The 12,756-nt window shown below is 74.4% G+C and carries 12 protein-coding genes and 1 pseudogene; 10 read left to right on the top strand and 3 right to left on the bottom strand.

Annotated features, from left to right (window positions below):
* From ABFX46_RS40045 to ABFX46_RS40025, 5 genes and pseudogenes are all read left to right on the top strand, one after another.
* A pseudogene (locus ABFX46_RS40045) lies at positions 1-1,038 on the top strand (hypothetical protein); the annotation flags it as partial.
* Positions 1,035-1,403 carry a hypothetical protein gene (locus ABFX46_RS40040; RefSeq protein WP_346049281.1) on the top strand — a complete coding sequence of 123 codons (369 nt, stop codon included), beginning with the start codon at positions 1,035-1,037 and terminating at the stop codon, positions 1,401-1,403. The pseudogene ABFX46_RS40045 and the gene ABFX46_RS40040, both read left to right, overlap by 4 nt.
* Positions 1,404-1,428: 25 nt before the next feature.
* A complete protein-coding gene (locus tag ABFX46_RS40035) occupies positions 1,429-2,181 on the top strand; it encodes a LamB/YcsF family protein (protein ID WP_346049279.1) in 753 nt (250 codons plus the stop codon).
* A complete protein-coding gene (gene pxpB, locus ABFX46_RS40030) occupies positions 2,178-2,792 on the top strand; it encodes a 5-oxoprolinase subunit PxpB (RefSeq protein ID WP_346049277.1) in 615 nt (204 codons plus the stop codon). Before ABFX46_RS40035 ends, pxpB begins: the two co-directional genes overlap by 4 nt.
* Positions 2,793-2,805: 13 nt before the next feature.
* Positions 2,806-3,654, top strand: a complete 849-nt coding sequence (locus ABFX46_RS40025) for a 5-oxoprolinase subunit C family protein (protein WP_346049276.1) — start codon at positions 2,806-2,808, stop codon at positions 3,652-3,654.
* On the opposite strand, the gene ABFX46_RS40020 is transcribed toward ABFX46_RS40025, so the two are convergent.
* From ABFX46_RS40020 to ABFX46_RS40010, 3 genes are all read right to left on the bottom strand, one after another.
* Complete coding sequence (locus tag ABFX46_RS40020; protein WP_346049274.1) at positions 3,651-4,346, bottom strand: histidine phosphatase family protein; 696 nt, start codon at positions 4,344-4,346, stop codon at positions 3,651-3,653. The two genes, ABFX46_RS40025 and ABFX46_RS40020, sit on opposite strands and share 4 nt — an antisense overlap.
* Positions 4,347-4,412: 66 nt before the next feature.
* On the bottom strand, positions 4,413-5,498 hold the full coding sequence (locus tag ABFX46_RS40015) for a winged helix DNA-binding domain-containing protein (protein WP_346049272.1): 1,086 nt from the start codon (positions 5,496-5,498) through the stop codon (positions 4,413-4,415).
* A 35-nt stretch (positions 5,499-5,533) separates the two neighbouring features.
* Complete coding sequence (locus tag ABFX46_RS40010) at positions 5,534-8,092, bottom strand: AAA family ATPase (protein ID WP_346049270.1); 2,559 nt, start codon at positions 8,090-8,092, stop codon at positions 5,534-5,536.
* 184 nt (positions 8,093-8,276) lie between these two features.
* Here ABFX46_RS40010 and ABFX46_RS40005 point away from each other — a divergent pair, with 184 nt between their 5' ends.
* From ABFX46_RS40005 to ABFX46_RS39985, 5 genes are all read left to right on the top strand, one after another.
* Complete coding sequence (locus ABFX46_RS40005; RefSeq protein WP_346049268.1) at positions 8,277-9,212, top strand: ABC transporter ATP-binding protein; 936 nt, start codon at positions 8,277-8,279, stop codon at positions 9,210-9,212.
* On the top strand, positions 9,209-9,937 hold the full coding sequence (locus ABFX46_RS40000) for an ABC transporter permease (RefSeq protein ID WP_346049266.1): 729 nt from the start codon (positions 9,209-9,211) through the stop codon (positions 9,935-9,937). The genes ABFX46_RS40005 and ABFX46_RS40000 overlap by 4 nt, the downstream gene beginning before the upstream one ends.
* A 62-nt stretch (positions 9,938-9,999) precedes the next feature.
* The gene (locus ABFX46_RS39995) at positions 10,000-11,187 is read left to right on the top strand and encodes a sensor histidine kinase (RefSeq protein WP_346049264.1); all 1,188 of its coding nucleotides are present in this window, start codon (positions 10,000-10,002) and stop codon (positions 11,185-11,187) included.
* 5 nt (positions 11,188-11,192) lie between these two features.
* The gene (locus ABFX46_RS39990) at positions 11,193-11,798 is read left to right on the top strand and encodes a response regulator (protein WP_346049287.1); all 606 of its coding nucleotides are present in this window, start codon (positions 11,193-11,195) and stop codon (positions 11,796-11,798) included.
* Between the two features lie 32 nt (positions 11,799-11,830).
* Positions 11,831-12,739, top strand: a complete 909-nt coding sequence (locus ABFX46_RS39985) for a haloalkane dehalogenase (RefSeq protein WP_346049262.1) — start codon at positions 11,831-11,833, stop codon at positions 12,737-12,739.
* Positions 12,740-12,756 lie beyond the last annotated feature (17 nt).

Genomic DNA, 12,756 nt, shown 5'->3' with positions numbered 1-12,756 from the left:
GGCTCCGCCCCGCCGCGGCGGCCCGCGCGTGCGCCGCAGCCCCCAGCGCCCGCCGCGCCGCCGCCCGCACCGGCACCTGCGGCCGCGGCGCCGCCGACGGCCCCGGCCCAGACTGCCCCGACTCAGACTGCTCCGGCCCAGGCCACGCCGTCGCAGTCCGCCCCGCCGCGCCCGCCGGCTCCCCCGCAGCGTCCTGCGGACCGTCCCTCCGCGCCCGCCGAGCGTCCGGCCGCGGCGGCCCATCGTTCGGCGCCTGCCGCGCAGCCGACCACGCCCATCCCGCGCCTTCAGAACCCGGCCACCCGCCCCCAGGCCACGGCCGCGCAGCGCCAGGCACCGGCCCCCGCTCCTCGGCCGGCGGCCCCCGAGCGGCGCCGGCCCGAGACCCCGGCGGCGCGGGAGACGCCGAGCGATCCGCACGGCCTGCCCGTCGCGCCGCTCTACGGCCAGGGCGACCGGCCCAGGGCCGCCCCCCGGCGGGAGGACGTCCCGGCGGCGCAGCCCGGCGACCTCGGGTCCGCGGACGCGGCCCGCGACGGGGCGCCCCAGGTCGTGGTGATGCAGAAGGTGGTGCGGCCCGAGCACGTCCAGCACTACCTGGAGGGCGGGTACGACCTGGTCGCGGGCTACGTGCACCGCCTGCAGGACGTGCGGGAGCTCAGGTCCCCGGCGGCGGTGATCCGGGCGCTCGGCCTCTTGTACGAGGGGTCGCCCTTCACGCACGCGGACGAGCAGGTCTTCGTGATCCGGTGGCCGGCGGTGAAGCCGGCGCTGTTCCGCCGCCCGCTCGGCGGGATCGACGAGTGGAGCATGGGCATCATCCCGGGCGGCTGGGTGATCGAGCGGGCGCCGTTCCCCGGGTCGGGGTACGCGCCGGGCGACGGCCCCGCGATCCCGGAGTTCAAGATCGAGAGCCAGCGGCTCCCGCACGGCGCCGAGCTGTACCGGCTGGACGCGCGCGGCGCGGAGGCCCTCGTCGCCGAGTACGACGCCGATCTGCGCAGGTGGCTGGTGAAACTGCCGGGAGGACGGGGATGAGCATCCGGCACGGGTTCTACGCGGGCTGGCGCGGCGCCGAGTACGAGGCGAGTCCCGACGGCGACCGGGTTCGGCTCTACGCCCGGCGGCACGCCGACGGGTTCCGGCAGGTGTCGCCCGACCGGTACGTGCAGGTGGTGCCGCTGGCGGAGGTCGACCGGGTGCGGTACGTGACCACGCACTGCACGTGGCGCGGCGAGCCGTTCGTGGTGCTCGGCGAGCACGACGGCTGGCTCCGCGTGGAGTACTGCGGCGGGAAGGCGCCGGTCGCGGAGGGGCTCGGGCTGGAGCCGTTCGACCGGGGCGTCTACCAGGCGTGGGCGTCCAAGCACGAGGTGGAGGACCTGCGCGAGGAGACCGTCTGAGACGCTGGACGGGGAGGTTCCGACCATGGCCGTCATCGACGTGAACGCCGACCTCGGCGAGGGGTTCGGCATCTGGGCGCTGGGCGACGACCTGGCGCTGCTGGACGTGATCACGAGCGCGAACGTGGCGTGCGGGTTCCACGCGGGCGACCCGCTGATCATGCGCCGGGTGTGCGCGGCGGCCGTCGAGCGCGGGGTGGTGATCGGCGCGCAGGTGTCGTACCGGGACCTGGCCGGTTTCGGACGCCGCGAGATGGACGTGGCCGCGCCCGAGCTGACCGCCGAGATCCTCTACCAGCTCGCGGCGCTCGACGGCATCGCGCGCACGGAGGGCGGACGCGTCGCCTACGTCAAGCCGCACGGCGCGCTCTACAACCGGGTGAGCCGCGACGCCGGGCAGGCGCAGGCGGTGGCCGACGCGGTCCGGGCCTACGACGCGTCGCTGCCGCTGCTCACCCTTCCCGGCTCGGCGGTGTACGAGGTCGCCGACGGGCTGACCGTCGTCGCGGAGTGTTTCGCCGACCGCGCCTACACGCCGTCCGGGGGGCTGGTGTCCCGCCGCGAGCCGGGGGCCGTCGTCCACGACGAGAAGGCGGTGGTCGAGCGGGCCGTCAGGATGGCCGTGGACGGCACCGTCGTCGCGGTGGACGGCAGCGAGGTCGCGCTCAAGGCCCGTTCCATCTGCGTGCACGGTGACACGCCCGGCGCGGTGGCGCTGGCGCGGTCCGTGCGCGCGGCGCTGTCCGGGGCGGGCGTCGCGCTGGAGCCGTTCGCGTGAGAGTGCTGCGGGCCGGTGACGCGGCCCTGCTCGTCGAGACCGGCGACCTCGCCACCGCGCACCGGCTGAACGCCGCCCTCCGGGACGATCCGCAGCCGGGCGTCGTGGACGTCGTGCCGGGCGAGCAGACGGTGCTCGTCGTCGCGGACCCGTCGGCCGACCTCGACCGCCTCGCCGCGCGCCTCCCGCACCTGCCGCTGCCCGACGACGCGGAGGCCGGCGCGGACCCGGTGGAGATCCCGGTCGTCTACGACGGCGAGGACCTCGACGAGGTCGCCGGCCTGACCGGGCTGTCGCGCGAGGAGGTCGTCCGCCGCCATTCCGGGGGCGCGTACACGGTCGCCTACCTCGGCTTCTCCCCCGGCTTCGGCTACCTGACGGGCCTGGACCCGGCGCTGCACGTGGCGCGCCGCGCGTCGCCGCGCACGGCGGTGCCGGCGGGGTCGGTGGCGATCGCGGGGCCGTACGCGGCCGTCTACCCGTCCCGGTCGCCGGGCGGATGGCGGCTGCTCGGACGGACCCGGCTGCGGCTGTGGGACGTCACGCGCGACCCGCCGTCGCTGCTCCGTCCGGGCACGCGGGTCCGCTTCGTCCCCGAGGAGTCGCGGTGACCGGGGAGCGTCGTTGATCGAGGTCGTGCGGCCCGGGCCGCTGGCGACCGTGCAGGACCTCGGCAGGCCGGGCCGCGCCCATCTCGGCGTGCCGCGCTCCGGCGCCGCCGACGAGCGCGCGTTCCGGCTGGCGAACCGGCTCGTCGGCAACCCGGAGGGTGCGGCGGGCGTGGAGTTCACGTTCGGCGGCGCGGAGCTGCGTTTCCGCAGGCGGGCGTGGATCGCGGTCACGGGCGCTCCCGTTCCCGTGCGGATCGACGGCCGCGCCCATGGGACGAACGCGCCGTGCTTCGTGCCGGACGGTGCCGTGGTGGAGGTCGGCATGCCTCCGTCCGGGCTGCGCAGCTATCTCGCCGTGCGCGGCGGCGTCGTGGTCGACGAGGTTCTCGGGAGCCGCTCGACCGACCTCCTGTCCGGCTTAGGTCCGGCTCCGCTGACGCAGGGCGACCGCCTCCCGGTGGGGTCGTCCGAAGGTCTGGCGTGCATCGCCGTGGACGTCGCCCCGGCGCCGCCCATACCGGAGGCGCCCGTGCTGCGCCTGCTGCCGGGCCCCCGGAACGACTGGTTCGCCGAGGACGCGCTGGCGACGCTCACGTCCGCGCTCTACGAGGTGTCACCCGACAGCAACCGCGTCGGGGTCCGGTTGGACGGGCCTCCCCTCGTCCGCGCGCGCGAAGGCGAACTGGGCAGCGAAGGAATGGCGACGGGGTCGATCCAGGTGCCGCCCAGCGGGCTGCCCATCGTCTTCCTCGCCGACCATCCGACCACGGGCGGCTATCCGGTGATCGCGGTGCTCGCGTCCGCCGCCGTCGCCGACGCGGCGCAGCTGCGTCCGGGCCAGAGGCTCCGCTTCCGCGTCTAGGTGAGCGGCGCCGGGACGGACCAGTCCAGGTGGGACACGTCGTTGAAGCCGCGGATGGAGGACAGGTCGCCGATCCGCACCAGCAGGGAGATCGAGGCGTTGTCGGGGGCGAGGAACGCGAACGGCCGGGCGCCGGTGGTGGCGGCGAGCGCCTGCGCGATGACCCCGCCGTGGGTGAACACCGCGATGCGGCCGCCCGCGTGCGCCGCGGCGAGCCGGGTGAGGCTCTCCTCGACGCGCGCCGCGAACGCCTCGGTGCCCTCCGCGCCCGGGATGACGTCCCAGCGCTCCTCGGCCCACATCCGCTGCGCGAGGGGGTCGTTGTCGGCGACCTTCTTGCGGAACAGCCCGCCCTCCCACTCGCCGAGGAACACCTCGCGCATGCCCGGCTCGACGCGGGGCTCCAGGCCGAGGCGGCGGGCCAGGGGCGCCGCCGTCTGCGCGGTGCGGCGCAGCGGCGTCACGTAGAGGGCGTCGAGCTTGTCGTCCGCGAGGCGGTCGGCGACCCGGTCGGCCTGCTCGCGTCCCTCGGGGGCGAGGTCGGGGTCGGCCTGGCCGTCCACGAGCGGGAACGGCCGGTCGGCACGGGCCGGTGCCGAGGCGCCGTGCCTGATCAGAAGGATCTCGGTCGCGCCGTCGGGTGCCTTGTACCGCGTCTGCCGGTACTCGACCGGCTCATCCTGCTCGTCCACGGACCGCACCCTAGACGACCGGTCCGGCGCCCCGCCGAACGGGCCTCGTCCTGCGGCCGAAGACCGTCAGGACAGCAGCGGGCCCACGCGGTCGACCTCCTCCTTGAGCGGCCCGGCGGGGACGTCCTCGAACTGCGTCACGGCCAGGTCGCCGTTCTTCGCCTCCCAGACTCCCGCCACACGGCCCCCATGGAGGACGACCGGCGAAATCCAGCCGGCCGTGCGGCTCACCTTGGTGCGATGCTCCGCCGGCACCAGATAGGTCGCTCCCGTGCCCGCGCCCAAGACGTACTGGTCGAACCCGCCCAGCAACCGCACGGACGCACTGGGCTCGGTGGCGAGCAGTTCGTCGCGGTGCTCGTCCAGGACGTACATCTGGACGCCGTCCACCTCGACTGTGGACAGGCCGTCCTCCGCTGCGGCGAACCAGCCTCTGACGTCCTTCTTCCGGTTCATCTTGCGCATCAGCCAGTTGTCGAACATCTCGGGTGTCGCCGGACCGTGCGCGCCAAGGTAAGCACGGATGACGGTTCGGGCGGCGTCCTCCAGGGGCGGCAATCCCGTCCAGCCGGGCAGCCATCGCTCCGGTGCGGTGAACGTGACGCGCGTACCCTGCGATGGGCCGTAGCAGAGCACACCCCACCAGGCGAGCGGCTTGAGCAGGGTGCCCCAGCCGGACCCCAGCACTTCGGTGAGATGGTGGGAGCCCGTCTCCTCGACCACGGCCTCGGTCAGTTCCTCGCGGGTCAGTGCCGCACCCCCGGCCAGGGCGGTCGTGGTCGCCTCGGCAAGGGCTTCGAGGTCGGCGGGTGTAGCTCCGAAGTTCCTCTGCCAACTGGGCTTCTCCCACTGGCGCACCGTCGAGCACAGCGCGAGGTAGGCGGCGGCGTCATCGGCGGGGAGCAGATGCAGGGTGCCGCGCATGGCCCAGGTCTTGACGAGGGTCCGTTCGTCGAGCAGCGCCTTCGGCACGGCGCCGCGTTCAGGGGCCGCCTGCCGGACGGCCACCGCCAGCTCCCCCGCCGACGCGACCTGTGCCTGGACCCCGGCCAGGCGCCGCACGACCTCCACCGCCGACGCGTCGGCCAAGGGGTCGATGAACTGCCGCCGCATCCGCCAGGCGAGGACCTGTTCCCATGTCACCGAGGTCATGTGCCGATTACATCGCAGGCCGGGGACGGGATCCGTCACGCCAGTCGGTGGGCGAGATCGGCGAACGCGTTGCGCACGTCGCCGGTGGTGAGGAGCGTGAGGTCGTCGGCGGTGGCCCGGTCGCCCAGCTCGGCCGCGCGCAGCGCACGGCACGCGCACGCCTTCTCGTACATGGAGCGGGCGAAGCGGCCGTTGCCGAACTCGTCGATCCGGCCCGTCCCGCAGACGCGCTGGAAGACGAGGGCGAGGTCGTCGAGGGCGTCGTCCTCCCAGCGGTCACCGCCCTGCTCGGCGATGAGCTGGGCGATGCGGAGCAGCTCGTCCGGCCCGTAGGACGGGAAGTCGACGCGCACGTCGAACCGCGAGGCGAGCCCCGGGTTGGACGCGAGGAAGCGGTCCATGTCGGCCTCGTAGCCGGCGAGGACGACGACGAGCCGGTCGCGGTCGTCCTCGGCGCGCTTGAGCAGGGTCTGCACCGCCTCCGCGCCGAACGCGTCGCCGCCCGAGTAGCCGGCGTTGCTCAGCGCGTACGCCTCGTCCACGAACAGGACGCCGCCGAGCGCCGAGTCCACGACCTTGTTCGTCTTGAGGGCCGTCGCCCCGAGGTGCTCGCCGACGAGGTCGGCGCGCTGGGCCTCGACCACCTCGGGGCGGGCGAGCAGCCCCGCGGCGGCGAAGATGCGGCCGAGCACGCGCGCGACGGTGGTCTTGCCCGTCCCCGGCGGCCCGGCGAAGACGAAGTGGCGGGTCGGCGGGCGGGTGACGAGGCCCTGCTCCTGCCGCATCCGGGCCACCTGGAGCTGGGCGGCGATCTCCCGCACCTGCCGCTTCACCGGTTCCAGCCCGATCATCGCGTCGAGCGAGCCGAGCGCCTCGTCCAGCGTGGGCGTCTCGGCGTAGCCGCGGTACCGCTCGGTGACCTCCGCGAACGCGGCCTCCACGTCCTCGGCGCGGAGGGTGACGAGGTCGTCGGCGCTGGGCGTGGCCGGACCGCCGGACGCGGCGACGGCGTCCACCACGCGGACGTCCCGCGCGCGCGCCGCCGCCTCGGTCAGCGACCGGACGAACCGTCCGTTGCCCAGTTCGTCGACGATGCCGCGCCGTTCGACCTCGTCGAAGCGCACGGCGAGCCGCCGCCGGGCCTCCGGGTCGAGCCGGTCCTCGCGGAGGCCCGTGTGGTAGTCGGCGATCCGCAGCAGCTCGGACGGCCGGTACGACGGGAAGTGCACGCGCGTGCCGAACCGCGAGGCCAGCCCGGGGTTGGAGTCGAGGAACTCGGCCATCTGCGCGTCGTATCCGGCGAGGATGATGACCAGGTTGTCGCGGTCGTCCTCGGCGCGCTTGAGCAGCGCCTGGACGGCCTCATCACCGAAGCGGTCGGGCTGCCCCTCGGCGGAGTTGGCGAGGCTGTACGCCTCGTCGATGAACAGCACCCCGCCCAGCGCGGAGTCGACGAGCCGGTTGGTCTTGAGGGCGGTCGCGCCGAGGTACTCGCCGACGAGGTCCGCCCGGTGGGCCTCGACCAGGGCCGGCTCCGGCAGCAGCCCGAACGCGTAGAAGATCTTGGCCAGCACGCGGGCGACGGTCGTCTTGCCCGTCCCCGAGGGGCCGACGAACACGAAGTGCCGCATCGGCTTCTCGGTGGGCACGCCGGCGGCGGCCCGCATATGCGCGGCCTCGATGGACGCGGCGATGGAGCGGACCTGCCGCTTGACCGGCTCCAGCCCGATCATGTTCTCCAGCTCGGCGAGCGCCTCGGCGACGGAGATGTCCGGCGCCGCGTCCGTCCGCCGCTCGGGGGGCGGGGCCGGGGACGGCGGCGGGACGGGCGGGGCCTCGGCGGCCTGCGCGGCGGCGCGCTGCTCGTGGGCCGCCTGCGCGGCCGCCCCGCCGGCGGCGGCGCCCGGACGGTCGGACCGGGGCCGGTCCCGCTTGTCCGGTTTATCGAGGTTGGGCGGGTTCTTTCGCGGTCCGGTCATGGCGTCCCCCTTCGGGCTCGCCTGCTCCTGCACCCAGCCGGTCTCGTACGCCTCCGCGGGCACCGTGCGGCGCGCCCGGTCCCAGCGGTAGGCGAGGACGGCCAGCGCGGCGGCCCAGCCGGGCGCCGCGTTCGCCTCCGGCAGCAGCTGGGCGATCGCCGCCGTCGCCACCCCGGCGGCGGCCAGGGCGAGCAGGGTCGTGCTCCACGGCGCGTATCCGCGCAGACGGAACGCGACAACGGCCACGGGTAGGGCGAGCACGGCCAGGAGCAATGTCGGGCTCAGGTAGGACAGGTCGTCGCCGTCCGGGTAGAGCCTGCCCAAGGGCACCGACAGCGCGAGCCAGGACGCGATGACCGCGACGACCGCCATCCCCGTGGGCGAGCGCAGCGTCAGGTGGACGACGACCAGCAGGACCACCGCGCACACCGCCGCACCCAGGACCGGCCCGTCCGCGACCACCGCGGCCGCCAGCACCAGCGCGACCAGGAGCAGCCCGCCGAGGAACCTCAGCCCCGGCGTGATCTGGAAGTAGCGCACCCGCAGGCGCTCGAAGAGATCCCGCGTCGCGGCGTCCTTCGCCGGGCGGGAGCGGGACCTGCCGAACAAAGCCATCAGAAGCGAGTAAAGCGCAGGACCGCCCGGAACGGGACTCCCCGCACGCGGTTCGTTGCCGCCCGTCCGGCCCGCCTGGAGCGGAGCGCGGCGCCCCCAGTCCCGAGACCAGGACATTTGTACTGTCCAGAAGGGGAGGTTCGGATCTGCTGCCGACACCGGCCGAATCCGTAACGTCCCGACCATGGAAGCCGGAACTGCGGAAGCGGCGGTGGTCTTCACCGGCGCGGTCAAGGATTACGGGGCGGTCAGGGCGGTCGACGGACTCGACCTGCGCCTCGACCGGGGAACGTCCGTGGCGCTGCTCGGCCCGAACGGCGCGGGCAAGTCCACGACGATCGCGATGCTGCTCGGCCTCGTCCCGCCCGACGCGGGAACGGTGCGGGTGCTGGGCACGGCGCCGCGGCGGGCCGTGCGGGACGCCCGCGTCGGCGCCATGCCGCAGAGCGGGCGGCTGATCGGCGGGGTGACCGTCCGGGAGCTGCTCGGGTTCGTCCGCCGCGCCTACGCCGCGAAGGCGCGCGGCCGGACCGTCCCCTCGCTGGACGAGACCATGGAGATCGCGCACATCACCGGTCTCGCGGGGCGGCGGGCCGATCGGCTGTCGGGCGGGCAGGCGCAGCGCGTCAGGTTCGCGATCGCGGTGGCGGGCGCGCCCGAACTCCTCGTCCTGGACGAGCCCACCACCGGGCTGGACATCGAGGCGAGGCGCGAGCTGTGGGCCAGCGTCCGCTCCTACGCCGAGCTCGGCCGGACGATCCTGTTCTCCACCCACTACCTGGACGAGGCCGACGACTACGCGGACCGGATCGTCGTCATCGACCGGGGCCGGGTCATCGCCGACGGCACCAGCGAGGCCATCAAGCGGCGGGTCCCCGGCCGGACCGTCGGCTTCGACCTGGACTTCGACCTGGACGGGCCGATGGCGGCGCTGGACGGCCTGCCGGGCGTGGTCGGCAGCGAGGTGCGCGGCGACCGCGTCCAGTTGCACACCACCGACTCCGACGCGACCGTCCTGGCGCTGGCCGAGGCTGGAATGGTCCGGAACCTGGAGGTGACGGGGGCGGGTCTGGAAGAGGCGTTCCTCGCCCTCACCGAGCGGAAGGAGGCCCTGCGGTGATCCCGCACTACGTCCGGCTCGAAATGGTGCGGCTGCTGCGCGATCCCGGCTACCTGGTCATGAGCCTGATCTCGCCGCTGACCATGTACCTCGTGTTCACGAGTCTCGACATCACCGGACGGTCCGGTGATGCGGGCGCGGTGTACGCGATGGTGGGCATGGCCGGGTTCGGCGCGGTCGGCGCCGTGCTGAACAACGGGGTGTCCATCGCCGAGGACAAGCCGCTCGGCTGGATACGGCAGCTTCGGCTGCTGCCGCTGCGTCCGTCGGAGGTGGTCGTCGGCAGGACGCTGTGCGCGATGGCCGTCACGGTCCCGCCGATCGCCTCCATCTGCCTGGCCGGCGGCCTCGTGAACCACGTGTCGCTCGGCGCGGGCCAGTGGGCGGCCGTGCTCGTGCTGCTCTGGGCGGGCGTCGCGCCCATGGCGGTCCTCGGGATCGGCCTCGGGTACCTGCTCTCCGCCCAGCAGGCGCAGATGGCGGCGCTGACCTGCTACATGGGCCTGTCGCTGCTGGGCGGCCTGTGGGTGCCGATCGCCCGGTTCCCCGCGTGGCTGCGGCACATCGCGACCGCCACGCCGATCAACCGGTACGGCGAGCTGTCCTGGCGCGTCACCGACGGCCACGCGCCGACACTGACGGGCGTCGCGCTCCTCGCGGCGTGGGGCGCCGTCTTCGTCGTGTTCGCCGCCTACTGCTACCGGCGCTCGGCCCGCACCCTGTGACCAGTGGCACCGTGGGCCGCGGCACCGGCATACCGTGGCTTCGTGGAGATGGAGAACGACGGGTGATCTCCTGGAAGGGCGTTCCGCAACGGCGTGTTCCCGACCTCGACCTGGAGAAGGTGGACCGCGACGGGCCGGGCGGCCACGCCTTCGTGTTCTGGCTCATCGTCCTGGTGTGGCCGCTGTGGGACGTCGCCGACGGCCGCGCGCGTCCCGTGTGGCTCGCCGTCGCCGCGCTGCTGGCGTTCGCGCTCCTGCACGTCGCCGTCGTCCGGACCTCGTTCGACGGGCGCGTCCCGATACACGTGCCGATCGTGCTGCTGGTCGCCGAGGCGGGGGTCGCGTCCGCGGCGTCGCTGGCCTTCCAGGGCCGCTGGTACACGATGTTCCCGCTGCTCGGGCTCGCCGCCGGGGTCCTCGTCGGGCACATGCCCCGGAACGGGCGCGGGCCGGAGCTTCCCATGCTCGGCGGCATCGGCGGCGTCTCGGTGCTCGGCGTCCTGGTCGGCTGGGCGGGCGGCGAGGACGGCGGCGCCCTCGTCGCGAACTGGTACGGCACCGCGACGGCGGGGGTGGTGACCGCGGTCATCCTGCGGCTGTTCACCGTCATCGGCATGCTGCGGGACGCCCGCGAGGAGCTCGCCGACGCGGCCGTGGCCCGCGAGCGGCTGCGGTTCTCCCGCGACCTGCACGACCTGCTCGGCCACACGCTGTCGCTCATGGTGGTCAAGGCCCAGGCGGTGCGCCGCATCGCCGAGCGCGACCCGGCGGTGGCCGCCGAGCAGGCCGCCGACATCGAGACCGTGGGGCGCCGGGCCCTGGACGAGGTGCGGCAGGCGGTCAGCGGCTACCGCGGCCGCGGCCTCGCCGGCGAGCTGGACGCCGCCCGGGTGGCCCTGTCGGACGCCGGCGTGGACGTCACCGTCCGGCGCACCGGGCCCTCGCTACCGCCCGACGCGGACGCGCTTCTCGGGTGGGTCGTGCGTGAGGGGGTCACGAACGTGATCCGGCACAGCGGGGCCGCGCACTGCGAGATCACGGTCCGTGCCGACGAGGAGAGGGCCGCCCTAACGGTGATGGACGACGGCGCGGGAAAAGGAGCGGCAGGCGGCGGAGGCGGTCACGGTCTGCGCGGCCTCTCCGAGCGGCTCGCGGCGGCCGAAGGGACCGTCGGGGCCGGTCCCGCACCGGGCGGCGGCTTCCGGCTCGCGGTCGAGATCCCCCTGCGGCCGGACGCGGGTGGACAATGAGCGACGTGATCAGGGTGCTGCTCGCCGAGGACCAGGGCATGATGCGGGGCGCGCTCGCCCTGCTGCTCGGCCTGGAGGAGGACGTCGAGGTCGTCGCCGAGGTCGGCGACGGCGCGCGGGTGCTGCCGGAGGCGCTGCGGACCGTCCCCGACGTCGCCGTGCTCGACATCGAGATGCCCGGCCGCAGCGGCCTCGACGTGGCCGCCGACCTGCGCCGCGAGCTGCCCGCGTGCAAGGTGCTCATCGTCACCACGTTCGGGCGTCCCGGCTACCTGCGCCGCGCGATGGACGCCGGGGCGAGCGGGTTCCTGGTGAAGGACGGCCCCATCGAGGACCTGGTCACGGCCCTGCGCCGCGTCCTGGCCGGGGAGCGGGTCGTCGACCCCGCACTGGCGACGGCGGCGCTGTCGGTGGGCCCGAACCCGCTGACCGACCGGGAGCGGGACGTGCTGGCCGCCGCGGCCGACGGGTCGACCATCGCCGACATCGCCAGGCGCCTGCACCTGTCGGAGAGCACCGTCCGCAACTACCTGTCCGCCGCGATCGGCAAGACGGGGACGCGCAACCGCATCGAGGCGGTCGGCACCGCGCGCCACAACGGCTGGCTCTGACCCGCGCGCGGGGCCGCTGCCATGATGGGCGGATGCGGATCCTGCGTACGCCCGACGAACGCTTCAGCGGCCTCCCGGACTTCCCCTACGAACCGCGCTACGCCGACGTCCCGTCCCAGGGCGGTGAGGGAACCCTGCGGATGGCGTACGTCGAGGCAGGCCCGTCAGACGCTCCTGTCGTGCTGTGCCTGCACGGTGAACCGAGCTGGTCGTTCCTCTACCGCCACGTCATGCGGGTCTTGGCCGACGCAGGGCTGCGCGTCATCGTGCCAGACCTGGTCGGTTTCGGCCGTTCGGACAAGCCCGCGGAGATGACCGACCACACCTACGCACGCCACATCGAGTGGACGCGCTCGCTGGTGTTCGACGCCCTCGACCTGCGTGGCGTCACCCTCGTCGGACAGGACTGGGGCGGCCTCATCGGCCTGCGCCTGGTGACCGCCCACCAGGACCGCTTCTCCCGGGTCGTCGTGGCCAACACCGGGCTGCCCACGGGCGACTTCCCCATGCCGGAGACGTGGCTGAGGTTCCGCCGGTCGGTCCGCACGGCGCCCGAGTTCGACATCGCCCGCAACATCGCCTCCGGGTGCCGCACGCCCCTGTCCGACGGCGTGCGGGCCGCCTACGACGCGCCGTTCCCGGACGAGTCGTTCAAGGCGGGGCCGCGCGCCATGCCGGCGCTCGTCCCGGCCGAACCCGACGACCCGGAGGCGCAGCCCAACCGCGACGCCTGGGACGTCCTGCGCGCGTGGGACAGGCCGTTCCTGGTGGCGTTCAGCGACAAGGACCCCATCACCGGGGCGATGGCGCCGCTGTTCAAGCAGCTGGTTCCCGGCGCGCGGGACGTCGAGCACCCTACGATCGACGGCGCGGGCCACTTCCTCCAGGAGGACGACGGGGAACGGCTCGGCCACGCGATCGCGGCGTTCATCCGTTCCTGAGGAGCCTCCTTGACCGA

Source organism: Actinomadura chokoriensis (assembly GCF_039529475.1).
Lineage (GTDB): Bacteria > Actinomycetota > Actinomycetes > Streptosporangiales > Streptosporangiaceae > Spirillospora > Spirillospora bangladeshensis.
The sequence above is the reverse complement of the archived record's forward strand: the minus strand, read 5'-3'. Positions and strand labels throughout refer to the sequence as shown.